18 protein-coding genes and 10 pseudogenes are annotated in these 23,715 nt (G+C 69.8%); 21 read left to right on the top strand and 7 right to left on the bottom strand.

Annotated features, from left to right (window positions below; translation table 11 throughout):
• Nucleotide 1 precedes the first annotated feature (1 nt).
• The 3 genes from BN4348_RS42955 to BN4348_RS42945 form a co-directional block, all read right to left on the bottom strand.
• On the bottom strand, nucleotides 2–604 hold the full coding sequence (locus BN4348_RS42955) for a hypothetical protein (protein ID WP_066913285.1): 603 nt from the start codon (nucleotides 602–604) through the stop codon (nucleotides 2–4).
• Between the two features lie 10 nt (nucleotides 605–614).
• Nucleotides 615–1,811 carry an MFS transporter gene (locus tag BN4348_RS42950; RefSeq protein ID WP_084454192.1) on the bottom strand — a complete coding sequence of 399 codons (1,197 nt, stop codon included), beginning with the start codon at nucleotides 1,809–1,811 and terminating at the stop codon, nucleotides 615–617.
• 80 nt (nucleotides 1,812–1,891) lie between these two features.
• Nucleotides 1,892–2,647: a sulfite exporter TauE/SafE family protein gene (locus BN4348_RS42945; protein ID WP_066913283.1), complete on the bottom strand. Its 756-nt coding sequence runs from the start codon at nucleotides 2,645–2,647 to the stop codon at nucleotides 1,892–1,894.
• Between the two features lie 134 nt (nucleotides 2,648–2,781).
• Between BN4348_RS42945 and dop the strand changes: the two genes are divergently transcribed.
• The 11 genes and pseudogenes from dop (at nucleotide 2,782) to BN4348_RS42895 (ending at nucleotide 13,410) form a co-directional block, all read left to right on the top strand.
• Complete coding sequence (gene dop / locus BN4348_RS42940) at nucleotides 2,782–4,290, top strand: pup deamidase/depupylase (RefSeq protein WP_066913281.1); 1,509 nt, start codon at nucleotides 2,782–2,784, stop codon at nucleotides 4,288–4,290.
• Between the two features lie 105 nt (nucleotides 4,291–4,395).
• The gene (locus BN4348_RS42935; RefSeq protein ID WP_066913345.1) at nucleotides 4,396–4,590 is read left to right on the top strand and encodes a ubiquitin-like protein Pup; all 195 of its coding nucleotides are present in this window, start codon (nucleotides 4,396–4,398) and stop codon (nucleotides 4,588–4,590) included.
• Nucleotides 4,587–5,471: a proteasome subunit beta gene (prcB, locus tag BN4348_RS42930; protein WP_066913279.1), complete on the top strand. Its 885-nt coding sequence runs from the start codon at nucleotides 4,587–4,589 to the stop codon at nucleotides 5,469–5,471. The genes BN4348_RS42935 and prcB overlap by 4 nt, the downstream gene beginning before the upstream one ends.
• Nucleotides 5,468–6,241 carry a proteasome subunit alpha gene (gene prcA, locus BN4348_RS42925; protein ID WP_066913277.1) on the top strand — a complete coding sequence of 258 codons (774 nt, stop codon included), beginning with the start codon at nucleotides 5,468–5,470 and terminating at the stop codon, nucleotides 6,239–6,241. Before prcB ends, prcA begins: the two co-directional genes overlap by 4 nt.
• Before the next feature lie 157 nt (nucleotides 6,242–6,398).
• Nucleotides 6,399–7,757 (top strand): Pup--protein ligase, encoded by a 1,359-nt coding sequence (gene pafA, locus BN4348_RS42920; protein WP_096866143.1) that lies wholly within the window; start codon nucleotides 6,399–6,401, stop codon nucleotides 7,755–7,757.
• 43 nt (nucleotides 7,758–7,800) lie between these two features.
• A pseudogene (locus BN4348_RS60805) lies at nucleotides 7,801–8,421 on the top strand (helix-turn-helix transcriptional regulator); the annotation flags it as partial.
• Between the two features lie 21 nt (nucleotides 8,422–8,442).
• On the top strand, nucleotides 8,443–9,135 hold the full coding sequence (locus BN4348_RS60800; protein ID WP_268921342.1) for a helix-turn-helix transcriptional regulator: 693 nt from the start codon (nucleotides 8,443–8,445) through the stop codon (nucleotides 9,133–9,135).
• A gap of 50 nt (nucleotides 9,136–9,185) precedes the next feature.
• A complete protein-coding gene (gene tatA / locus BN4348_RS42910) occupies nucleotides 9,186–9,440 on the top strand; it encodes a Sec-independent protein translocase subunit TatA (RefSeq protein WP_066913270.1) in 255 nt (84 codons plus the stop codon).
• A gap of 46 nt (nucleotides 9,441–9,486) precedes the next feature.
• On the top strand, nucleotides 9,487–10,443 hold the full coding sequence (gene tatC, locus BN4348_RS42905) for a twin-arginine translocase subunit TatC (protein ID WP_096866142.1): 957 nt from the start codon (nucleotides 9,487–9,489) through the stop codon (nucleotides 10,441–10,443).
• 99 nt (nucleotides 10,444–10,542) lie between these two features.
• A pseudogene (locus BN4348_RS42900) lies at nucleotides 10,543–12,571 on the top strand (DEAD/DEAH box helicase).
• Nucleotides 12,572–12,636: 65 nt separating this feature from the next.
• Complete coding sequence (locus BN4348_RS42895; protein WP_066913268.1) at nucleotides 12,637–13,410, top strand: DUF4333 domain-containing protein; 774 nt, start codon at nucleotides 12,637–12,639, stop codon at nucleotides 13,408–13,410.
• A gap of 3 nt (nucleotides 13,411–13,413) precedes the next feature.
• Here BN4348_RS42895 and BN4348_RS42890 read toward each other — a convergent pair whose 3' ends face one another.
• Complete coding sequence (locus BN4348_RS42890; RefSeq protein ID WP_066913339.1) at nucleotides 13,414–14,370, bottom strand: 5'-3' exonuclease; 957 nt, start codon at nucleotides 14,368–14,370, stop codon at nucleotides 13,414–13,416.
• A gap of 51 nt (nucleotides 14,371–14,421) precedes the next feature.
• Between BN4348_RS42890 and BN4348_RS42885 the strand changes: the two are divergent.
• The 5 genes and pseudogenes from BN4348_RS42885 to BN4348_RS42870 all read left to right on the top strand — a co-directional run.
• Nucleotides 14,422–15,156: pseudogene (locus BN4348_RS42885) on the top strand (M24 family metallopeptidase); the annotation flags it as partial.
• A pseudogene (locus tag BN4348_RS62490) lies at nucleotides 15,059–15,637 on the top strand (peptidase); the annotation flags it as partial. The pseudogenes BN4348_RS42885 and BN4348_RS62490, both read left to right, overlap by 98 nt.
• A 23-nt stretch (nucleotides 15,638–15,660) precedes the next feature.
• The gene (locus BN4348_RS63105; RefSeq protein WP_456238207.1) at nucleotides 15,661–15,807 is read left to right on the top strand and encodes a WCX domain-containing protein; all 147 of its coding nucleotides are present in this window, start codon (nucleotides 15,661–15,663) and stop codon (nucleotides 15,805–15,807) included.
• Nucleotides 15,804–16,220 (top strand): annotated as a pseudogene (locus BN4348_RS42875) (protein pafC); the annotation flags it as partial. The gene BN4348_RS63105 and the pseudogene BN4348_RS42875, both read left to right, overlap by 4 nt.
• Nucleotides 16,221–16,346: 126 nt before the next feature.
• Entirely contained in the window at nucleotides 16,347–17,087 is a 741-nt protein-coding gene (locus BN4348_RS42870) for a lysophospholipid acyltransferase family protein (RefSeq protein WP_066913264.1), read from the top strand.
• Between the two features lie 5 nt (nucleotides 17,088–17,092).
• Here the strand turns inward: BN4348_RS42870 and BN4348_RS42865 are convergent.
• Nucleotides 17,093–17,374, bottom strand: a pseudogene (locus BN4348_RS42865) (alpha-(1-2)-phosphatidylinositol mannosyltransferase); the annotation flags it as partial.
• A 3-nt stretch (nucleotides 17,375–17,377) separates the two neighbouring features.
• Between BN4348_RS42865 and BN4348_RS42860 the strand changes: the two are divergent.
• Together BN4348_RS42860 and BN4348_RS42855 are read left to right on the top strand one after the other, a co-directional pair.
• Nucleotides 17,378–18,196, top strand: a pseudogene (locus BN4348_RS42860) (cell division protein FtsZ); the annotation flags it as partial.
• Between the two features lie 91 nt (nucleotides 18,197–18,287).
• Nucleotides 18,288–18,449: pseudogene (locus tag BN4348_RS42855) on the top strand (laccase domain-containing protein); the annotation flags it as partial.
• Here the strand turns inward: BN4348_RS42855 and BN4348_RS42850 are convergent.
• Nucleotides 18,409–19,062: pseudogene (locus BN4348_RS42850) on the bottom strand (5'-3' exonuclease); the annotation flags it as partial. The pseudogenes BN4348_RS42855 and BN4348_RS42850 overlap by 41 nt on opposite strands.
• Before the next feature lie 51 nt (nucleotides 19,063–19,113).
• Between BN4348_RS42850 and BN4348_RS42845 the strand changes: the two are divergent.
• Nucleotides 19,114–20,241 carry a M24 family metallopeptidase gene (locus BN4348_RS42845; RefSeq protein ID WP_066913259.1) on the top strand — a complete coding sequence of 376 codons (1,128 nt, stop codon included), beginning with the start codon at nucleotides 19,114–19,116 and terminating at the stop codon, nucleotides 20,239–20,241.
• A gap of 210 nt (nucleotides 20,242–20,451) precedes the next feature.
• Here BN4348_RS42845 and BN4348_RS61465 read toward each other — a convergent pair.
• Nucleotides 20,452–20,538: pseudogene (locus BN4348_RS61465) on the bottom strand (hypothetical protein); the annotation flags it as partial.
• A 2-nt stretch (nucleotides 20,539–20,540) separates the two neighbouring features.
• Between BN4348_RS61465 and BN4348_RS42840 the strand changes: the two are divergent.
• Nucleotides 20,541–22,496, top strand: coding sequence for an alpha/beta hydrolase-fold protein (locus BN4348_RS42840; protein ID WP_407937921.1), 1,956 nt, complete (start codon nucleotides 20,541–20,543; stop codon nucleotides 22,494–22,496).
• A gap of 38 nt (nucleotides 22,497–22,534) precedes the next feature.
• Nucleotides 22,535–23,715, top strand: a 1,181-nt coding sequence (locus BN4348_RS60030; protein WP_456238199.1) for a WXG100-like domain-containing protein, incomplete at its 3' end; no start/stop codon positions are given.

Raw genomic sequence — 23,715 nt, 5'->3', positions numbered from 1 at the left:
CTCACGTCTCGAGCGAGTAGCTGTTGGTCAGGTTGTCCTGCAGCACTTGGGCGGCCTCGGTTCTGGTGTCCACCCGCAACTCGTCGGTGAGGACGCGCGGCTGGTAGCTCCACCCGGCCGGCAGCTCGAGCCGGCCGGCCAACCCGGGCAGGTCTTCGCGCGTCAGGTTCGGGTCGGCGACCTGGCTCCACGTCTGCATGACCCAGCGCTTGCCGTGCGGGTCGATGAGTTCGTAGACCTCTTCGCCGGCGTTGAAGACGAACACCGTGTGCCGGCTGACCTTGTTCACGGTGAAGGGCGACGGGTTCATCGAGGACAGCAGGACGGTGGCCTGCAGGATCATTTCGATGCCCCCGAAGGTCTTCGTCACCTGCGGGCCCTGCTGTTCCTTTTCGATGGAGTTCATCAGCCAGTAGCGGGGGCCATTGAGGAGCGCTGCGGCCGCGCCGTTTTCGGCGGCGATCGCCTGTGGATCCAATGCCGACCACAGCTCGGCGGGACAGTCGTTGAGCGGGAAGCTGTTGTAGACCGTGGCCTGCGGACCCGCCTCGCCGGGGGTCACGAGAAGCACTTCGCCGTAACGCTTTCCCGCCAGGTCGGTCATCCGTGTGAAATTAATCACCGGCGCTGGTGGCGTCAACTTCACACGCCGTCGCCGCGACGGCGCCGCGGTAGCGATTGCGCGCGATCAGCGTCGCGTGCAGGTCCTCGATCAGCGGATCGAGGAACGTGGAGCGATATTCGGCGTCGCCGGCCGCACGGGCGCTGATGTACATGAACGTCAACGCGCCGAGGAACAAAGTCATGTGGATCAGCGAATCGGGAACCGGCAGCGTGAATCCCAGCACCGTCGAGGTGCTGGTGTAGGTGTGGGTCCATTCGTTCAGCAGCGACGGCGTGAGCACGATCAGCCCCAGAACCAGATAGATGGCGGCGGTGACCACCGCGACCACGAGGATTTGCGCCATTTGCGAGGCGGCCAGCACGAAGACGACGTTGAGGCGTTCGGCCCGGGTCAGCGGCGCGCAGTCGGGGCTATCGGGCATGTCCGCAAAGGGCGTGTCGGCAAGCCGTTCACTGTCTTTGGGCAGCACCGCCATCGTCGGCCGCAGCGACGGCCTGGCCCGCTCCCACGTCGCGGAGACGACGAAGGCCACGGCGATCGAGAGCAGAAAGGCGATCGCCAGGCCCAGCCGTTGCCCGCTGATCGTCTTGGCCATGATCCACACATAGGTATTGAAGAAGACCAACGCGGTCAGCAGCACCACCGGCAGTGCGCGGACGACCAAGGCCCCCACGGTGGCAAGGTGCGACAGCATCATGCGCACCGCCCACCCGACGACCGATCCGACGCCGCAGCCGGCCAGGATCAGCACCGCGGCCACGACGATGGCCTCCTGAACCAGTTCCGTGGGTCCGCCCACCGTGATCCCGACGCACGCCACGACGATCACCGCGAGGGTCGCCACCGCCGCGCGGGTCTTGCCGCGTCGCGACCGCGACACCACCCAGCCGACGACGGCCATCAGCGGAAGCGCGAGCCCGAGGATCCCCAGCATTACCCATTGCGGGGTCGTCGGCTCTCCGGTGATCTCGACGTCGTGGCCGTCGGTGATCAGGTAGATCGGCAGGATGCAGGCCTGCAAGGTCCCGTAGGCGGCCAGCATGGGGGCCGCCCGCGGCCAGAGCCGTCCCCACCGGGACCGCCTGGTCAGCACCGAGGGCAGACCGCGCTCGAGGAACCAGCTTTCGGCCCCAAAACCCGGAGAAGCGCTCGCCGTCCCGCGCCCGCGGCGAAGGGAAAGCTCCATGCGGGCTCACACTAGCGGCGGACAAGTTGTCGGCGCTGGCCATTGTGCGACTGCGGACATCCGGACACCGGCCGACAGAATCAGATAACCAACCGGTAGAGCGTGAATGCTGCGCCGCTCACGATCAAAAACCAGCCGAAGGCCGCCTGTAGCCGGGTGGCGGTCACCCGCTGAGCCCACGTCGCTGTGACGGCGCTGGTCGGGGCAGCCCCGAGCGCCACGGCCGCCGCCACGGACCAGTCGATATGCCCGAGCGCCCAGTGTGCCGCGGTCGCTGGGATGGCCAGAACGGCGACGACCGCAAGGCTGGTCCCCGAGGCCTGCGTCATTGTCAGGCCAAACAGGAGCAAGAACATTGGGACAAGAAGGAACCCGCCGCCGTTGGCCAGCAGACCGGTAAAAAGCCCAACCCCAGCCGACACGGCCACCAGCGTGGGACGGTTCTTCCGCCTGGCCTCCCCGACGCGGTGCGCGCGGTCGGAAACGGGACGTAGGACCCTGATGCCCACGACGACCAGCACCACACCGGAGGCGATGAGCAGCGCGTCACCGCCGACCAGGTGCGCCAGCATCGCGCCGATCACCGCGGCCGGAACCGCCCCCAGCAGCGACCACAGAGCTGCGCGCGGGCGAATATTCCGCTGCCGCAGATAAGGCCATGCGGCTGTCAGCGCCGTCGGCAGTGTCGCGGGAAGCGGGGAGGCCACCGCCATCAGACCGGGAACGCCCAGCAAAGAGAGCGCTGGCGTCGCCAACGACGACCCGCCGACGCCGAACAAACCGCTCAACGCGCCAAGCACCGCGCCCAGAGCGACGAACGCGGGCCAGGGTGCCACGGCAGGAACCTTAACCGTGTCGGCGGTCGAGCGGTCCCCACAGCGGGCCGCATAGTCGGCGGGCTTGGCAGATTGCCCGCCTTCTCAGCACCCCGCTTCGCGGGCAGCATCGTCGGCGGGCCTATCTTGAAGTAATGCAAAGGATTATCGGGACGGAGGTCGAGTACGGCATCTCGTCGCCGTCGGACCCGACCGCCAACCCGATCCTCACCTCGACCCAGGCGGTGCTGGCCTACGCGGCCGCCGCCGGAATCCAGCGCGCCAAGCGGACCCGCTGGGACTACGAGGTGGAATCGCCGCTGCGCGATGCCCGCGGTTTCGACCTGAGCCGCTCGGCCGGTCCGCCCCCGGTGGTCGACGCCGACGAGGTCGGCGCGGCCAACATGATCCTGACCAACGGGGCGAGGCTCTATGTCGACCACGCGCACCCGGAATACTCCGCGCCCGAGTGCACCGACCCGCTGGACGCGGTGATCTGGGACAAGGCGGGCGAGCGTGTGATGGAGGCCGCCGCGCGGCACGTCGCCAGCGTGCCGGGGGCCGCCAAGCTGCAGCTTTACAAGAACAACGTCGACGGCAAGGGCGCCTCCTACGGGTCGCACGAGAACTACCTGATGTCGCGGCAGACGCCGTTCTCGGCGATCATCGCCGGGCTGACCCCGTTTCTGGTGTCCCGCCAGGTGGTCACCGGCTCGGGCCGGGTCGGCATCGGGCCGGCCGGTGACGAGCCGGGCTTCCAATTGTCGCAGCGCTCGGATTACATCGAGGTCGAGGTAGGGCTGGAGACCACCCTCAAGCGCGGCATCATCAACACCCGCGACGAACCCCACGCCGACGCCGACCGCTACCGCCGGCTGCACGTCATCATCGGCGACGCCAACCTCGCAGAGACGTCGACCTATCTGAAACTGGGCACCACGGCGCTGGTGCTCGATTTGATCGAAGAGGGCCCCGCGCACGGGATCGACCTGAGCGACCTGGCGTTGGCGCGCCCGGTCCACGCCGTCCACGCGATCAGCCGCGATCCGTCGCTGCGGGTCGCGGTCGCGCTGGCCGACGGCCGCGAGCTGACCGCCCTTGCGCTGCAACGGATTTACCTCGACCGGGTGGCCAAGCTGGTCGACGGCCGGGACGCCGATCCCCGCGCCGCCGACATCGTCGAGACCTGGGCGGACGTGCTCGACAAGCTCGAACGCGACCCGATGGACTGCGCCGAGCTGCTGGACTGGCCGGCCAAACTGCGGCTGCTCGAGGGCTTCCGGCAACGCGAGAACCTGAACTGGTCGGCGCCGCGGCTGCACCTGGTCGATCTGCAATACTCCGACGTCCGGCTGGACAAGGGCCTGTACAACCGGCTGGTCGCCCGGGGTTCGATGAAGCGCCTCGTCACCGAGCACCAGGTGCTCGAAGCCGTCGACAATCCGCCGACGGACACGCGCGCCTACTTCCGCGGGGAATGCCTGCGCCGGTTCGGCGCCGACATCGCCGCGGCCAGCTGGGACTCGGTGATTTTCGACCTCGGCGGGGATTCGCTGGTGCGCATTCCCACGCTGGAGCCGCTGCGCGGCAGCAAGGCCCACGTCGGGGCGTTATTGGACTCGGTGCACAGCGCGGTGGAACTGGTGGAACAACTGACCAGCTAACGGGCGTTGGATCGGGCAACGTCGGCGTTGACCGGTACTGTAGAGAAGACCAGGCGGGCGTGTGACTTGGCTTTACACCTGCCGATGATCAAGCAGGAGGCGGCGATGGCTCAAGAGCAGACCAAGCGCGGTGGCGGCGGCGGCGATGAAGACGACTTCGCCGACGGCACGGCCGCGGGCCAGGAGCGTCGCGAAAAGTTGGCCGAAGACACCGACGACCTGCTCGACGAGATTGACGACGTCCTTGAGGAAAACGCCGAGGATTTTGTCCGCGCGTATGTCCAAAAGGGCGGACAGTGACCTGGCCGTTCGCCGATCGACTCTCCATTAACTCCGCACTTCCCGGGAACCCGGCAATAGGCCTGTCCTCGTTTGCCGACTTCCTCCGCCGCCAGGCGCCGGAGTTGCTGCCGGCAACCCTCAGCGGCGCGCCAGCCATCGCCGCCGGGGACCAGCTGCCGCACGGGACCACGATCGTCGCGTTGAAGTACCCGGGCGGCGTCGTCATGGCGGGCGACCGGCGCTCTACGCAGGGCAACATGATCGCCGGGCGCGACGTGAAGAAGGTGTACATCACCGACGACTACACCGCCACCGGCATCGCCGGCACCGCCGCGATCGCGGTCGAATTCGCCCGGCTTTACGCGGTGGAACTCGAGCACTACGAGAAGGTCGAGGGCGTGCCGCTCACCTTCGCCGGCAAGGTCAACCGGCTCGCGACCATGGTGCGCGGCAACCTGGCCGCGGCGATGCAGGGGCTGGTGGCCCTGCCGCTGTTGGCGGGGTATGACATCCACGCGCCGGACCCGGAAAGCGCGGGCCGCATCGTCTCCTTCGACGCCGCCGGCGGCTGGAACATCGAGGAGGAGGGCTACCAGGCGGTGGGGTCGGGCTCGATCTTCGCCAAGTCGTCGATGAAGAAACTGTATTCGCAAGTCACCGACGTCGATTCCGCACTGCGGGCGATCGTGGAGGCGCTCTACGACGCCGCCGACGACGATTCCGCCACCGGCGGCCCGGATCTGGTCCGCGGCATCTACCCCACGGCGGTCACCATCGGCGCCGAGGGGGCGGCCGACGTGCCGGAGAGCCGGATCGCCGAACTGGCCCGGGAAGTCATCGAAAGCCGCTCGCGCGCGGACACTTTCGGGCCGGACGCCGAGCCGCGGGGGGATAAATGAGCTTCCCGTATTTCATCTCGCCCGAGCAGGCGATGCGCGAGCGCAGCGAGCTCGCGCGCAAGGGCATCGCCCGGGGCAAAAGCGTGGTGGCGCTGGCCTACGCCGGCGGCGTGCTGTTCGTCGCGGAGAACCCGTCGCGGTCGCTGCAGAAGATCAGCGAGCTCTACGACCGCGTCGGATTCGCGGCCGCCGGTAAGTTCAACGAGTTCAACAGCTTACGCGTCGGCGGAATCCAGTTCGCCGACACGCGGGGCTATGCCTACGACCGCCGCGACGTCACCGGCCGGCAGCTGGCCAACGTCTACGCGCAGACCCTGGGGAGCATCTTCACCGAGCAGGCCAAGCCCTACGAGGTCGAGTTGTGCGTCGCCGAGGTCGCGCACTTCGGTGAGACGAAACCGCCTGAGCTCTACCGGATTACCTATGACGGCTCGATCGCCGACGAGCCGCATTTCGTGGTGATGGGCGGCACCACCGAGCCGATCGTCACCGCACTCAAGGAGTCGTACGCCGAAAACGCCGACCTTCGCGAGGCTTTGGGCATCGCCGTGGCGGCGCTGCGGAAGGGTAGCGCGGAGGCGTCCAACGGTGACCAGCGGTCCATCGAGGTGGGCAGCCTGGAGGTCGCCGTCCTGGACGCCAACCGGCCGCGGCGGGCGTTCCGGCGGATCAACCGGCCCGCCCTGGAGAGCATGCTGGCCGAGCTGGATTCCAAGGGCGCGAAATCGAAGCGCAAAGCCCCGGATTCGGGCGAGAAATCCGAAGACTAGACCGGCCCTGGCGGCCCCCGGCGTGCTGGGGCTGATGGTGCCCGTGGGACCGGTGGGTTTCGCCGTCGACCGCGCCGGCGGGATCGGATCCGGCCAATAACATCCGTGGGCGCGGCTTGCTCACCTTCGCGGTCAGACAACCAGTACCCTCGATTACGTGCAGCGGCGAATCATGGGCATCGAGACCGAGTTCGGTGTCACCTGCACGTTCCACGGCCATCGTCGCCTGTCTCCGGACGAGGTCGCGCGTTACCTGTTCCGGCGGGTGGTGTCGTGGGGCCGCAGTTCCAACGTTTTCCTGCGCAACGGCGCCCGGCTCTACCTCGATGTTGGCAGCCATCCCGAGTACGCCACGGCCGAATGCGACAGCCTGGTGCAGTTGGTCACCCACGACCGGGCCGGCGAGTGGGTGCTCGAAGACCTGCTCGTCGATGCCGAACAGCGCCTCGCCGACGAGGGCATCGGCGGGGACATCTACCTGTTCAAGAACAACACCGACTCGGCGGGCAACTCCTACGGCTGCCACGAGAACTACCTGATCGTGCGGGCCGGCGAATTCTCCCGCATCTCCGATGTGTTGCTGCCGTTCCTGGTCACCCGCCAGCTGATCTGCGGGGCCGGCAAGGTGTTGCAGACCCCCAAGGCCGCGACGTTCTGCCTGTCCCAGCGCGCCGAGCACATCTGGGAGGGCGTCTCCTCGGCCACCACCCGCAGCCGCCCGATCATCAACACCCGCGACGAGCCGCACGCCGACGCCGAAAAATACCGCCGGCTGCACGTCATCGTCGGCGACTCCAACATGTGCGAGACGACCACCATGCTCAAGGTCGGCACCGCCGCGCTGGTGCTGGAGATGATCGAGGCCGGCGTGCCGTTCCGCGACTTCTCGCTGGACAACCCCATCCGCGCCATCCGCGAGGTCAGCCACGACGTCACCGGCCGCCGGCCGGTGCGGCTGGCGGGCGGGCGCCAGGCCAGCGCCCTGGACATCCAGCGCGAGTACTACAGCCGCGCCGTCGAGCACCTGCAGACGCGCGAGCCCAACGCGCAGATCGAACAGGTCGTGGACCTGTGGGGCCGCCAGCTGGACGCCGTCGAAAGCCAGGATTTCGCCAAGGTGGACACCGAGATCGACTGGGTGATCAAGCGCAAGCTGTTCCAGCGCTACCAGGACCGCTACAACATGGAGCTGTCCGATCCGAAGATCGCCCAGCTGGACCTGGCCTACCACGACATCAAGCGCGGCCGCGGCGTCTTCGACCTGCTGCAGCGCAAGGGCCTGGCCGCGCGGGTGACCACCGACGAGGACATCGCCGAGGCGGTCGACCACCCGCCTCAGACCACCCGCGCCCGGCTGCGCGGGGAGTTCATCAGCGCCGCGCAGGCCGCGGGCCGCGACTTCACCGTCGACTGGGTGCACCTCAAGCTCAACGACCAGGCGCAGCGCACCGTGCTGTGCAAGGACCCGTTCCGGGCCGTCGACGAGCGGGTCAAGCGGCTGATCGCCAGCATGTAAGGCCGCGAGCTGCCGGCCGACCAACCGATCTAGGCTAAGGGAAATGGCGACCTCGAAAGTCGAGCGGTTGGTCAACCTCGTGATCGCTCTGCTGTCCACCCGCGGCTACATCACCGCCGAAAAGATCAGGTCCAGCGTCGCCGGCTACTCCGACAGCCCCAGCGCCGAGGCGTTCTCGCGGATGTTCGAGCGCGACAAGAACGAATTGCGTGACCTCGGCATCCCCCTCGAGGTCGGCCGGGTGTCGGTCACCGACCCCGCCGAGGGCTACCGGATCAACCGCGACGCCTACGCGCTGCCGCCGGTGGGGCTGACCCCGGACGAGGCGGCCGCGGTGGCCGTCGCCACGCAGCTGTGGGAGTCGCCGGAACTGATCACCGCCACCCAGGGCGCCTTGCTCAAGCTGCGCGCCGCCGGGGTGGACGTCGATCCTGACGCACCGGTCGCCATCGCGTCCCCGGCCGGGGTTCCGGGCCTGCGCGGGTCGGAGGATGTCCTCGGGATCCTGTTGTCCGCCATCGATTCCCGCCAGGCGGTGCAGTTCCCGCACCGGCCGTCGCGGGCCGAGCCCTACACCACGCGCACAGTCGAGCCGTGGGGCGTCGTCACCGAGAAGGGTCGCTGGTATCTGGTCGGCCACGACCGCGATCGCGAGGCCACCCGCACCTTNGCCACCGGGCTGCTGGTGGCGCTGCGGGCGCTGGCCGACATCCCGGGGGTGGTCGACCCGGAGGCGGCGCGCAGCGCGATCGCGAAGATCGAGGCGGCCGCCGGCGCCGCCGGGCAGCACACCCCGGTGGCGGCCGTCGACGAGCCCGCCCCGGTCGAAAGCCGGGCCGCGACCGCGGTGCGCACCGCGGTGCAGTACAAGCACGCGCTGGCCATCGATTACTACTCCGCCTCGCATGACACCCTGACCAGCAGGGTCGTCGATCCGATTCGCGTCCTGCTGATCGGCGGCCAGAGCTACTTGGAGGCCTGGTCGCGCGAGGCCGAAGGCGTTCGGTTGTTCCGTTTCGACCGGATCGTCGACGCCACCGAGCTGGGCGAGCCGGCCGCCCCGCCCGAACCGGCGCGGCACGCGCCGCCGGACACGTCGTTGTTCGACGGCGATCCGGCGCTGCCGTCGGCCCGGCTGTCGGTGGCGCCGGCGGCCTCGTGGATGTTCGAGTACTACCCGATGCGGGAGGTGCTCGAGCTGGCCGACGGATCGTGTGAGGCCGTCATGACGTACGCCTCCGAGGACTGGATGACGCGCCTGGTGCTGGGCTTCGGGTCGGCCGTGCGGGTGCTTGAACCCGAGTCGCTGGCCCGACGTGTCCGGGATGCGGCCGCCGCGGCCCTGGAGTCTTACCAGGTGGCGGCGCGGCCACACTAGGTGCGGCCCCCGCTGCGGTAGCATCGGGTGGACGTCTGGAGGTAATCAAAGTGGGCAGTCTTAGTCCGTGGCACTGGGCGATCCTCGCTGTCGTAGTGATCCTGTTGTTCGGTGCCAAGAAGCTCCCCGACGCGGCGCGCTCGTTGGGCAAGTCAATGCGCATCTTCAAGTCCGAGATGCGCGAAATGCAGACCGAAGGCAAGCCTGAAGCTCCCTCGATCGAGCCCCCGCAGCCCGTGCAGTCGCAGCGGGTCGACCCGCCGGCCACCACCGAGCAGGGGCACACCGAAGCGCGCCCGGCGTAGCCGCGTCGCCGCGGTGCCCGAGCGCCACTGACCGACCGCCAACACCGTGAAAGGTTTCAAGGTTTCAGCGCGCACCGCCGGCTTGCTGAAACGGCTCAACCCTCGCAATAGGCGCAGCCGCACCAATCCCGACGCGACGATGTCGCTGGTCGATCACCTGACCGAGCTGCGCACCCGCCTGCTGATCTCGCTGGCCGCGATCCTGCTGACCACGATCTTCGGCTTCGTCTGGTACTCGCACTCGATTTTCGGGCTGGAAAGCCTCGGCGAGTGGCTGCGCCACCCGTACTGTTCGCTGCCGCAATCGGCGCGGGCGGATATCAGCGCAGGCGGACAGTGCCGGCTGCTGGCCACGGCGCCGTTCGACCAGTTCATGCTGCGGCTCAAGGTCGGAATGACGGCCGGGATCGTGCTGGCCTGCCCGGTGTGGTTCTACCAGCTGTGGGCGTTCATCACGCCCGGGCTGTACCAGAAGGAACGCCGCTTCGCGATCGCGTTCGTGGTGCCTGCCGCGGTGTTGTTCGTCGTCGGCGCGGTGCTGGCCTACTTCGTGCTGTCCAAGGCGCTGGGCTTCTTGCTGACCGTCGGCAGCGACGTGCAGGTGACCGCGCTGTCCGGGGACCGCTATTTCGGCTTCCTGATCAACCTGCTGGTGGTGTTCGGGGTGAGCTTCGAGTTCCCGCTGTTGATCGTCATGCTCAACCAGACGGGCATGCTGACCTACCAGAAGCTCAAGTCGTGGCGGCGCGGGCTGATCTTCGGCATGTTCGCCTTCGCGGCGATCTTCACGCCCGGATCCGACCCGTTCTCGATGACCGCGCTCGGGGTGGCGCTGTCGGTGCTCCTCGAGTTCGCCATCCAGATCGCGCGGCTGCACGACAGGCGCAAGGCCAAGCGGGAAGCCCAGGTCGCGATTCCCGACGACGAAGCGTCCGTCATCGAGGCGCCCGAGCCGCTACCGGAGCCGTCGTTCACCGCCGGTCAACATGACGACGTCACCTAGCGTTCCTTCCCGCGTTCCTTTCCGCGAGCGTGCGTGTGTGTACGGCGGCACGCCGTATTTCATGTGCATTTGCGCACCCTCGCGCCCGCGGGCGACGGCGTGACCGAGCCGGCCGAGCTGGCTCGGTTCACCGCGGAACTGCGCTTCACGCTCGACGACTTTCAGCGGCGGGCCTGCGCGGCGCTGGAAAGCGGCCACGGGGTGCTGGTATGCGCGCCGACGGGGGCCGGCAAGACGGTGGTGGGCGAATTCGCCGTGCACCTGGCGCTGGCCTCCGGCGGCAAATGCTTCTACACCACGCCGTTGAAGGCCCTGAGCAACCAGAAGCACACAGACCTCACCGAGCGCTACGGCCGCGACCGGATCGGACTGCTGACCGGCGACATGTCGGTGAACGGCGACGCGCCCGTCGTCGTGATGACCACCGAGGTGCTGCGCAACATGCTCTACGCGGATTCCCCTGCGCTGCAAGGGCTTTCGTATGTGGTGATGGACGAGGTGCACTTCCTGGCCGACCGGATGCGGGGACCGGTGTGGGAGGAGGTGATCCTGCACCTGCCCGACGAGGTGCGGGTGGTCAGCCTCTCGGCGACGGTGAGCAACGCCGAGGAGTTCGGCGGCTGGATCCAGACCGTCCGCGGCGACACCACCGTCGTCGTCGACGAGCACCGGCCCGTTCCGCTGTGGCAACACGTCCTGGTGGGCAAGCGCCTGTTCGACCTGTTCGACTATGGGAACGCNGTGTTCTCGCGGGCCGGTTGTGACGCGGCGGTGCAGCAGTGCCTGCGGTCGCCGCTGCGGCTGACGACGGAGGAGGAGCGCGCCCAGATCGCCGAGGTGATCGACCACCGCTGCGGCGATTTGGCCGACGCCGACCTGGCGGTGCTCGGCTATTACGAGTGGCGGGAGGGGCTGCTGCGGGGCCTGGCGGCGCACCACGCCGGGATGCTGCCGGCGTTCCGGCACACGGTCGAGGAGCTGTTCACCGCCGGCCTGGTCAAGGCGGTGTTCGCCACCGAAACCCTGGCGCTGGGCATCAACATGCCCGCGCGCACGGTCGTGCTCGAGCGGCTGGTCAAGTTCAACGGCGAGCAGCACGTGCCGCTGACGCCGGGGGAGTACACGCAGCTCACCGGCCGCGCCGGCCGTCGCGGCATCGACGTCGAGGGCCACGCGGTGGTGCTCTGGAACCCCAGCGAAGAAACCACCGAACCCTCCGCAGTGGCCGGGCTGGCATCCACCCGCACCTTCCCGCTGCGCAGTTCGTTCGCCCCGTCGTACAACATGACCATCAACCTGGTGCAGCACATGGGCCCCGAGCAGGCGCACCAGCTGCTCGAGCAGTCGTTCGCGCAATACCAGGCCGACCGCTCCGTCGTCGGCCTNGGAGCTGCGCCGGCACCCCGCCCACAACAGCGCGGGGCTCGAGTCCCGGATGCGGGAGGCCGAGCGCTACCTGCGCATCGAACGCGACAACGCGCAACTGGAGAAAAGGGTGGGCGCCGCCACCAACTCGCTGGCGCGGACGTTCGACCGGATCGTCGGGCTGCTCACCGAGCGCGGCTTCATCCGGGGCCCGGCCGCCGACCCCCACGTCACCGACGACGGCCGGTTGCTGGCCCGCATCTACAGCGAGAGCGACCTGTTGGTCGCCGAATGCCTGCGCACCGGCGCGTGGTCGGGTTTGAAACCGGCCGAGCTGGCGGCGGTCGTCTCGGCGGTGCTGTACGAGTCCCGCGGCGGCGACGGCCCCGGCGGCGCGCTGGCGGCCGAGGTGCCCACGCAGCGGTTGCGGCAGGCGCTGCAGCAGACGTCGCGGTTGTCGACCGCGCTGCGCGCCGACGAGCAGGCGCACCGGATCGCCCCGAGCCGCGAACCCGACGACGGCTTCGTCAACGTCATCTACCGGTGGGCCCGGACCGGGGATCTCACCGCCGCGCTGGCCGTCGCCGACATCCAGGGGGCGGGCTCGCCCTTGTCGGCGGGGGACTTCGTGCGATGGTGCCGCCAGGTGCTGGACCTGTTGGACCAGGTGCGCAACGCCGCGCCGGATCCAGAGCTTCGCGCCGCCGCCAAGCGCGCCATCAACGACGTTCGGCGCGGCGTCGTCGCAGTTGACGCCGGGTAGGCTAGGCCCGAGCTACCGTTACAGGGGGCTAAAAGGGCGACACACAAGGGAACTGAGGAGAGACGATGAGCGGACCGCAGGGATCGGAGCCGGGCCAGGAGTGGCAACCGCCCGGTCAGACCGGCGATCGGTCCTCGGAGCCCACGCAGGTCGGGTCGCCCTGGCAGCAGCAGCCGGGCCAGGAGGCGACGTGGCAGGCTCCGGCCTACACGCCGGCCACGCCGCCCGCCGACTATCCGCAATACCAACCGCCGACTGAGCAGGCGTACCCGCAGCAGTACCCCCCGCAACAGCCCGGTTACGGCCAACCCGGGCAGTACCCGCCGCCGGGCCAGTACGGTCAGCCCGGCCAGTACGGCCAGCCCGGGCAGTACCCGCCGCCGGGCCAGTACGGTCAGCCCGGTCAATACGGCCAGCCCGGCCAGTACGGTCAGCCGGGCCAGTACGGCCAGCCCGGTCAATACCCGCAGCAATACGCGCCTTACCAGCAGCCCGCGAAGAAGCGCTCGACGGCGCTGATCGGCGGCGTGGCCGGCGCGATCGCGTTGTTGGTCGTCGCGGTCGTGCTCGTGCTCGGCTTCTGGGAGCCCGGGTTTTTCGTGACCACCAAGCTGGACGTCAACAAGGCCCAGGCCGGCGTGCAGCAGATCCTCTCCGACGAGACCAACGGCTACGGCGCCAAGAACGTCAAAGACGTCTCCTGCAACCACGGCCAGGACCCCGTCGTCAAGAAGGGCGGCACCTTCGACTGCGACGTCAGCATCGACGGCGCCAAGAAGCACGTCACCGTGACCTTCCAGGACAACAAGGGCACCTACGAGGTCGGCCGGCCGCAGTAGCGGTCAGCCCGGCAGCGCGTCGAGCGCCTTCTGCAGGCGGGCGATCGGCGACCCGACACCCAGCTCGGTAGCCAGTTTGGCGGTGCGTTTCGGGTGGGCGGCCGCCAGCGGCAGGGCGTCGGTGGGCGTCGACAGCGTGATCGGGGCGTCGGTGGCCACCCGCACCACCCGGCCGGCGGCCTCGATGTAGTCCGTCGCGTTCAGCAATTTGCCCCGTAAACCCCTGGCCATCTTCGACTTTGGATCCCTGGCGGCGGCCAGGATCTGTTCCAGCGAGCCGTGCTGGGCCAGCAGGGTCGCCGCCGTCTTCTCGCCGATGCCGGGCACCCCGGGCAGCCCGTCGGAGGGGTCGCCGCGCAACAGCGCGAGCTCGGCGTAGGCCGCACCGGCCCGTTCCCGCGGCACGCCGTACGTGTCGGCCACCTCGGCCGGCCCGAACAGGGTGGCTTTGGTCAGCCCGCGGCCCAGGTAGAGCACCCGAACCGGGACGGGGTCGTCGGCCACCACCTGCAGCAGGTCGCGATCGCCGCTGACCACCACCACCGGATCGGTGCGCTCTCGCGCCGCCAGCGTGCCCAGCACGTCGTCGGCCTCGAAACCTTCCGCGCCCGCCGTCGGGATCCCGAACGCGTCCAGCAGCTCCATGATCATGTCGATCTGGGGTGTCAGGTCGTCGGGCACTTCCTCGATGTCGGGCTCGCCGGCCGGCTCGGGTTCGGCGACCCGGTGCGCCTTATAGGACGGGATGAGGTCCACGCGGAACTGCGGTCGCCAATCGAGGTCCAGGCACACCACCAGCCGGCCGGGCCGCTGCTGGGTGATCACGACGGCCATCGAGTCGAGGAACCCGCGCACGGCGTTGACGGGCCGGCCGTCGGGGGCGGTGATCGACGACGGCACCCCGAAGTACGAGCGGAACCACATGCTGGCCCCGTCGAGCAGCACGAGCGGTTTGGGCATGGCGGCTATGGTCTCACGCCACCGGGCGTCGGCTTGGTTAGCCTGGCTGCCATGGATTCCCACCGATTCGACGCGGGCGTGTACGCGCGCCGGCTGGCCACGGCGGCCGCGGCGACCGCCGACGCCGGGCTGGCCGGCCTGGTGATCACCCCGGGCTACGACCTGCGGTACCTGCTCGGCTCCCGCGCCCAGACCCACGAACGGCTCACCGCGCTGGTGCTGCCGAGCTCCGGCCAGCCGACGATAGTGGTGCCCCGGCTGGAGCTGGCCGCGCTCAAGGGGTCGGCCGTCGCGGAACTGGGCCTGGCCGTGCGGGATTGGGTCGACGGCGACGACCCCTACCGCCTGGTCGGCGCGGCCCTGGGCGGCGGGCCGACCGCGACGGCCGTCACCGATTCCATGCCCGCGCTGCACCTGCTGCCGCTGGCCGATGTGCTCGGCGTGCTGCCGGTGCTGGCCACCGACGTGCTGCGCGAGCTGCGGATGACCAAGGAAGAATGCGAGATCGACGCGCTGCACAAGGCCGGCGCGGCCATCGACCGGGTGCACGCCCGCGTGCCGGAGTTTCTGCGCCCCGGCCGCACCGAGGCCGACGTCGCCGCCGACATCGCCGAAGCGATTGTCGCCGAAGGACATTCGGAGGTGGCGTTCATCATCGTCGGCTCCGGGCCGCACGCCGCCGACCCGCATCACGGCTACTCGGATCGGGAACTGCGCGCCGGCGACATCGTCGTCGTCGACATCGGCGGCGCGTACGAGCCCGGCTACCACTCCGACTCCACGCGCACNGCCCGAGGGCGTGCCGCCGGCGGCGCGACGCCCCGAGCCGCGCCTGCCGGTGCCGTCGAATTGGCCGTTCGGCGAGGAGTTTCCGCGCACCTGCGGCACCGGCCGGCTGGCCGGGGGCGCGCTGTTCTGGACCGATTTCCTCTACGACGACCACGGCGCGAGCGGCGTCCCCGTCGGCGACCTGAAGATTCAGGCGCCCCCGCGCGGCACCTACGTCTATCCCGACGGGCCCGCCGCGGGCAACGGCGCCGACATCTTCCGCGTCGCCATCGGGCTCACCGAGACCGACACGTGGTGGCGAATCGACTGGAACACGCTGGTGGACGCCTCGGTGCCGATCGCGCTGTTCACCTTCGACACCGATCCCTCCCGAGCGGGTGCCGGGGACTGGCCGGCCGGGGCGGGCGTGCGCTCGCAGGGCATCGACATGGCCCTGGTGGTGTCGGGGCGCGGGGCCACGCTGATCGACCTGACCACCCGGGCCAGCNCCGCCGCGGCGAGTTGATCGAACTCGACATCGCATCCGCCGACCAGCTGGCGCGCGACATCGCCGGCTACGGGCCCGACGCCGTCGCGCTCGAGCCGCCATCCTTGCGCGACGACGTGGTGGCCCGGCTGCGGTCGCACGTGGTGGCGGGGCGCCGATGACACCCGTGTCCACCCGGTTGATCCGGCTGCTCAACATGGTGCCGTACTTCCAGGCCAACCCGAAGGTCACCCGGGCCAAGGCCGCCGCCGACCTCGGGGTATCGGAAAAGCAGCTCGAGGAGGACCTCAACCAGCTGTGGATGTGCGGCCTGCCCGGCTATTACCCCGGTGACCTCATCGACTTCGAGTTCTCCGGCGACACCATCGAGGTGACGTTCTCGGCGGGCATCGACCGGCCGCTCAAGCTCACCTCGCCCGAGGCCACCGGGCTGCTGGTGGCGCTGCGGGCGCTGGCCGACATCCCGGGGGTGGTCGACCCGGAGGCGGCGCGCAGCGCGATCGCGAAGATCGAGGCGCCCGGGGGCGGCGGTCCCGAGCCCGACTCCGGCGCGCCCGCCGGCGATGCGACCGCGAAGACGCGTTACCAGCCCATCCCGGTCACCGTCGAGGAGTAACCCGCCGCGGCGAAGGTGGTCCCCGCCGCCGCGGGTCGGTACAGTTGGCGCAGAACACTGCGGGCGCGGGCGAGAGGGAGGGCCATGTGGTACTGGCTATTCAAGTACGTCTTGCTGGGCCCGTTGCTCTCCCTGCTTGGTCGACCGAAAGTCGAAGGGCTGGAACACGTTCCGACGTCCGGCCCGGTGATCTTGGCCAGTAATCACCTGGCGGTCATGGACAGCTTCTTTCTGCCGCTGGTGGTCCGGCGCCGGATCACGTTCCTCGCGAAGTCCGAATATTTCACCGGCACCGGGTTCAAGGGTTGGTTGAGCCGGTGGTTTTTCACCGCCGTCGGTCAGGTGCCGATCGACCGCACCGACGCCGACGCCGCCCAGGCCGCCCTCAACGCCGCCGAGCAGGTGCTGGCCCGCGGCAAGCTGCTGGGCATGTATCCCGAGGGCACCCGGTCGCCCGACGGCCGGCTATACAAGGGCAAGACCGGGTTGGCGCGCCTGGCGCTGCACACCGGGGTTCCGGTGATCCCGGTGGCGATGATTGGTACCAACGTCGTCAACCCGCCGGGCACCACGATGCTGCGCTTCGGGCGCGTCACCGTCCGGTTCGGCAAGCCGATGGACTTCTCCCGCTTCGAGGGCATGGCCGGCAACCGCTTCATCGAGCGTGCCGTCACCGACGAGGTGATCTACGAGCTGATGCGCCTCTCCGGCCAGGAGTACGTCGACATCTACGCCGCCAGCGTCAAGGAACGCGGCGCGGAAGTTGAGGGCGCGGGGGAATCGACCGATGAGGCGGCGCGGATCCCCGAGACCGCCGTCGGCTAATCGGTTCAGCGGGTGGCAGGCACCGGCGTCGGCGTGGCCGTGGCCGGCTCGGACCGGCTCGTGCGGGCGGTGACTGTCAATCCCGCCACGACGATGACCGCCAGCGCCCACCACACGTAGGACGCCCCGACGAGTTGGCGCCACCAGTTCGCGGTGGTCTCGTGGTGCTTGGGCAGCAGGTCGATCGGCGTCCACCGCATCAGCGCCACCCCGGCGACGCTCAGCGCGCCCAGCGCGACGTTGCGGCGCCGCCAGGCCAGCACCCCGGTCACCAGCACCGTCGGCAGCGGCCCGTCGTCGCCAGCATCGCGCGCAAGCTGGGCGCGCTCACCGTCGGCGTGGTCACCCGGCCGTTCTCGTTCGAGGGCAAACGGCGGGGCAATCAGGCCGAAACCGGCATCGCCGCGCTGCGGGAGAGCTGCGACACGCTCATCGTGATCCCCAACGACCGGCTGCTGCAGATGGGCGACGCCGCGGTGTCGCTGATGGACGCGTTCCGCAGCGCCGACGAAGTGTTGCTCAACGGCGTGCAGGGCATCACCGACCTGATCACCACGCCGGGCCTGATCAACGTCGACTTCGCCGACGTCAAGGGCATCATGTCCGGCGCCGGCACGGCGCTGATGGGCATCGGGTCGGCGCGCGGCGAGGGCCGGTCGCTCAAGGCCGCCGAGATCGCCATCAACTCGCCGCTGCTGGAGGCGTCGATGGAGGGCGCGCAGGGCGTGCTGATGTCGATCGCCGGCGGTAGCGACCTGGGCCTGTTCGAGATCAACGAGGCTGCCTCGCTGGTGCAGGACGCCGCCCACCAGGACGCCAACATCATCTTCGGCACCGTGATCGACGACTCGCTGGGCGACGAGGTGCGCGTCACCGTCATCGCCGCGGGCTTCGAAGCCGCCGGACCGGGACGCAAGCCGGTCACCGGGGCCGGCGCCGGCGACAAGGGCGGCGCCCACCGCATCGAGGCGGCGAAGGCAGGCAAGCTCAGCTCCACGCTGTTCGAGCCGGTCGACGCGGTCAGCGTTCCCGTCCACACCAACGGTTCGACGCTGAATATCGGCGGCGACGACGACGACGTCGACGTGCCGCCCTTCATGCGCCGCTGAGAGTCTCAATTTGCTTGCCAGTACGCGACAAACCGGCCGCGGCCGGACGGCGTTGCCCGCTGGTGCGCGGGGGGCTTCGGATACTGGTCATGTGAGCGTTCGCATCCGGCGGGTGACGACCACCCGCGCGGGCGGTGTCTCGGCGCCGCCGTTCGACACCTTCAACCTCGGCGACCACGTCGGCGACGACGCGGCGGCGGTGGCCGCGAACCGGAAGCGGCTGGCCGCCGCCCTGGGCCTCGTCCGTCGGAGGGGTCGCCGCGCAACAGCGCGAGCTCGGCGTAGGCCGCACCGGCCCGTTCCCGCGGCACGCCGTACGTGTCGGCCACCTCGGCCGGCCCGAACAGGGTGGCTTTGGTCAGCCCGCGGCCCAGGTAGAGCACCCGAACCGGGACGGGGTCGTCGGCCACCACCTGCAGCAGGTCGCGATCGCCGCTGACCACCACCACCGGATCGGTGCGCTCTCGCGCCGCCAGCGTGCCCAGCACGTCGTCGGCCTCGAAACCTTCCGCGCCCGCCGTCGGGATCCCGAACGCGTCCAGCAGCTCCATGATCATGTCGATCTGGGGTGTCAGGTCGTCGGGCACTTCCTCGATGTCGGGCTCGCCGGCCGGCTCGGGTTCGGCGACCCGGTGCGCCTTATAGGACGGGATGAGGTCCACGCGGAACTGCGGTCGCCAATCGAGGTCCAGGCACACCACCAGCCGGCCGGGCCGCTGCTGGGTGATCACGACGGCCATCGAGTCGAGGAACCCGCGCACGGCGTTGACGGGCCGGCCGTCGGGGGCGGTGATCGACGACGGCACCCCGAAGTACGAGCGGAACCACATGCTGGCCCCGTCGAGCAGCACGAGCGGTTTGGGCATGGCGGCTATGGTCTCACGCCACCGGGCGTCGGCTTGGTTAGCCTGGCTGCCATGGATTCCCACCGATTCGACGCGGGCGTGTACGCGCGCCGGCTGGCCACGGCGGCCGCGGCGACCGCCGACGCCGGGCTGGCCGGCCTGGTGATCACCCCGGGCTACGACCTGCGGTACCTGCTCGGCTCCCGCGCCCAGACCCACGAACGGCTCACCGCGCTGGTGCTGCCGAGCTCCGGCCAGCCGACGATAGTGGTGCCCCGGCTGGAGCTGGCCGCGCTCAAGGGGTCGGCCGTCGCGGAACTGGGCCTGGCCGTGCGGGATTGGGTCGACGGCGACGACCCCTACCGCCTGGTCGGCGCGGCCCTGGGCGGCGGGCCGACCGCGACGGCCGTCACCGATTCCATGCCCGCGCTGCACCTGCTGCCGCTGGCCGATGTGCTCGGCGTGCTGCCGGTGCTGGCCACCGACGTGCTGCGCGAGCTGCGGATGACCAAGGAAGAATGCGAGATCGACGCGCTGCACAAGGCCGGCGCGGCCATCGACCGGGTGCACGCCCGCGTGCCGGAGTTTCTGCGCCCCGGCCGCACCGAGGCCGACGTCGCCGCCGACATCGCCGAAGCGATTGTCGCCGAAGGACATTCGGAGGTGGCGTTCATCATCGTCGGCTCCGGGCCGCACGCCGCCGACCCGCATCACGGCTACTCGGATCGGGAACTGCGCGCCGGCGACATCGTCGTCGTCGACATCGGCGGCGCGTACGAGCCCGGCTACCACTCCGACTCCACGCGCACCTACAGCATCGGCGAGCCCGCACCCGATGTGGCGCAACAGTATTCGGTGCTGCAACGCGCCCAGCGCGCGGCACTGGACGCGGTCCGTCCCGGCGTGACCGCCGAACAGGTCGACGCCGCGGCCCGCGACGTGCTGGCCGAGGCCGGGCTGGCGGAGTTTTTCGTGCATCGCACCGGGCACGGCATCGGGCTGTCGGTGCACGAGGAGCCGTACATCGTCGCCGGCAACGATCTGCCGCTGACCGCGGGCATGGCGTTTTCCGTCGAGCCCGGCATCTACTTCCCCGGCCTGTGGGGCGCCCGGATCGAGGACATCGTCGTTGTCACCGAGGATGGCGCCCTGGCCGTCAACAATCGGCCGCACGAACTGATCGTCGTACCCGCGTCCTAACGGGCGCGACGGCCCCGCCGCGTACGTTGGGCCACGTGTCGATCCTGGACCTCACCCTGCTACCGCTGCGCATCGCGCGCCATGTCGCCGACGCGGTGCTGCGCCCCGTTGCGCCCGCGCCCGCGACATGGCGCGCGATGCGCAGCGGTAGCAGGGTGAGGTCCAGGATCGACACGTGGCCCAACGTACGCGGCGGGGCCGTCGCGCCCGTTAGGACGCGGGTACGACGATCAGTTCGTGCGGCCGATTGTTGACGGCCAGGGCGCCATCCTCGGTGACAACGACGATGTCCTCGATNGATTCAGGCGCCCCCGCGCGGCACCTACGTCTATCCCGACGGGCCCGCCGCGGGCAACGGCGCCGACATCTTCCGCGTCGCCATCGGGCTCACCGAGACCGACACGTGGTGGCGAATCGACTGGAACACGCTGGTGGACGCCTCGGTGCCGATCGCGCTGTTCACCTTCGACACCGATCCCTCCCGAGCGGGTGCCGGGGACTGGCCGGCCGGGGCGGGCGTGCGCTCGCAGGGCATCGACATGGCCCTGGTGGTGTCGGGGCGCGGGGCCACGCTGATCGACCTGACCACCCGGGCCAGCACGCCGATGGAGCACACCGTCGACATGCAATCGCGGTCGTTTGTGGCTCGGGTCCCGCGGTCGGTGCTAGAGCCGACCGGAAGCTGGACCGTGCGGCTGGCCGCGGGGTTGGCCAACGCGGCCGGCGACGGGTTCGCCGACGTGCCCGCCGAGCGCGGGGCGCTGCCCGGGCAGCCCAACGTCTACAACGTCGCGTTCCGCACCAACGCGCAGGAGCCGCCGCACCTGAACTTCTGGTCTGATGCGGCCCAGGCCGCGGCCCTTGGCCACGGCGACGTGTCCGCGTTCGCGGCGACGGTGCCGTGGGCGCGGCTCGCCGCGCGCGACACCGAGCCCGAGCCGGTGATCACCGGCCCGTCGACCCGCTGGTACGTCTCCTCGGTCGAGCTTGGGCAGGGGGTGGCAGGAGGGCTGGCCGCCTATGACATCTTGAGCACCAAGCCGCAGTTCCTCGGGCGCGTCCAGCCCTATTCGATCTGCCTGCCGTCCACCTATGCGCCGGGCCGCGCGCTGCCGCTGACGCTGTTGCTGCACTCGCTGGCGCTGGGCCAAAGCCAGTTCGCCGCGATCGACCCGCGCCTGTTGCGCGAGGTCTGCGAGGGCCGCGACTCGGTGGTGGTCACGCCGCTGGCCCGGGGCCCGTCGAGCTGGTACTTCGACACCGGGGAGCTCGATGTGTGGGAGGTATGGGCCCGGGTCGCCGAGCAGTTGGGCACCGACCCCAATCGCACTGTCATCTCGGGTTACTCGATGGGCGGGTATGCGGCCTACAAGCTGGGATTGAGCTACCCGCAGGTCTTCTCGCAGGCAGTGGTGCTGGCCGGGCCGCCGGCGTGCGGCGTGCGCCTGCTGCCCGACGTGGACATCCCGGCCGACCTCGACCCGGACTCGCCGTGTGCCCGCGAGGGTGACACCTGGAAGCTGCTGGTGAACGCCCGCTGGCTGCCGTACGTCATCGCCCACGGGCTGGTCGACGAGCTGGTGCCGTTCGCCTCGGCCGCCGAGCAGGTGCTCGAGCTCGACCGGCTGGGTTACCGGCACCGGTTCACCGTCTATCCGCTCGAGGATCACATCGCCTGGGTGCTGCAGGACAAGTTCGAGGATCCGATCTCACACATGGAAACGGCTCTGCGCCAAGCAGATCCGGGGCACATCACGTTCGCTTGGTATCCGCAATTGGTGCGCGCCGATCTGGGCATCGGGCCGCACCAGGTGTGGTGGCTCTCGGAGCTGACCGCCGATCCGTCGGTGACGGCGCGGCGCGGGGCCGTGGCCGAAGTCGACGCGCGCTCCTACGCCCGGCCCGATCCGACGCACACGATTCGGCACCACCGCGGCGTCATCCCGCATTTCGACCCGACGCCGGGTCTGTACAGCGAGCTGGACTGGCAGGTGGGCCGGGCCGTCGGCCCGCTGCCGTATCTGACGCTGCGGCTCACCGGGGTCGCCGGCCTCACGGTGGACGTTGCGCGTGCCGGGCTGGCCGCGCTGCCGTCGTCGACGATCACGGTGGCCACGGATGTCGCCGCCCGGATCACGCTGGCCGGGCTGCCCGCCGGGGTCGGGGTGCGGCTCGACGGTCAGCCCGCCGGTGCGACCGTGGCCGTGCCGGCCGGACGGCACCGCGTCACGTTGACTCGGCGCGCCGTTGGGTGAATAGCGGCCCGGGACTGGGTCGGCGAGAATTTCGCGCGATGGTTCCGTTGGTCGTCGATCCTCAGGCGCTGTTCGCCGTGGGCGGCGCCGTGATCGCCGCCGGCGAGGGCCTGGCCGCGAACCTGACGGTGTTGACCGCCGGTTTCGCGGCACACACCGGCCTGGATGCGGCCGGCGCGGTCTTCGGCCTGGCGTATCAGGACGCGGGCGAGTCGGTGCTGCAGGCCGCGGCGGCCGCCATCAACGCGTGCCGGCAAAGCGGGGCCCTGATACAGCAAGGCGCCGCGAACTATTCGCAGGCCGAAGCGGCCTCCACGCTGGGCGGCGGGGCCGGCGCGTTGCAGGCGCCACCCGCGCAGGCCAAAATCTCGGCGTCCGGACCGCCGGGGACGTGGGGTAGGGGGCAGCCGCCGCCCTTGCTGTGGGCGGTGGTGGAGTCGTTCGTCGACGATGTGTGGCCCGACGGGGACGTGGCCGGTTTGCATGCGGCCGCGGCTCGGTGGCGCGGCTTCGCCGGGGCCGCGGGCGGGATGCGGGGTGCGCTGAACGCCGCCAAGGCGCTACTGGACGCGCATCAGATCCCCGAAGGCGAGAAGATCGATGACGCGTTGTCGCAAATCGGCGACTGCATGGGCAAGATCGGCGAGGCAGCCGGGAAAATCGCCACCGCCCTCGACAATTTCGCCAACGAGGTGGACGGCGCCCAGCACCACATCCGGGAGCTGCTCAACCGGCTGGGTTCGCTGACCGACCTCGGGCACGACGTGATGTTGATCATCAAGGGCGACGCGCTCGATGAGATCAAGAAGATCGCCAGGGACATCAACGACGTGCTGCACGACTTGGGGCGGGAGGCCCGCGCCGCCGAGCAGGGCGTCAATGCGGGCTTAGGGGTCATCGACGGCCTGGTCGTCAAGCTGGAAAAGTACGTGCGCGGCGAGCTTAAGCAGTTTCTGGGTGATGCGGTCGGCAACCAGGTGGCAACGGTTTTCGACGTTTTCGCCAACGCGAATGAGGGCGCCTTAAAGGGCGCCGTCGGGATGGCGCTGTCCATTGGGGATCTCGACCCGCGGTGGTTCCTCGTCGATCCCCATGGCGCTGCCGAGACGTGGACGGGCATGGCGAAAGGCTTGTGGAAGGGAAGCCTGGTCAACGGCGTCCTCAACCCGCAAGAGTTTGTCGAGGCGAACTGGCAGCAGCTCAAATCGTTGCTGCACCT

Origin of the sequence: Mycobacterium interjectum, assembly GCF_900078675.2 — a bacterium.
Taxonomy (GTDB): domain Bacteria; phylum Actinomycetota; class Actinomycetes; order Mycobacteriales; family Mycobacteriaceae; genus Mycobacterium; species Mycobacterium interjectum.
The sequence above is the reverse complement of the archived record's forward strand: the minus strand, read 5'-3'. Positions and strand labels throughout refer to the sequence as shown.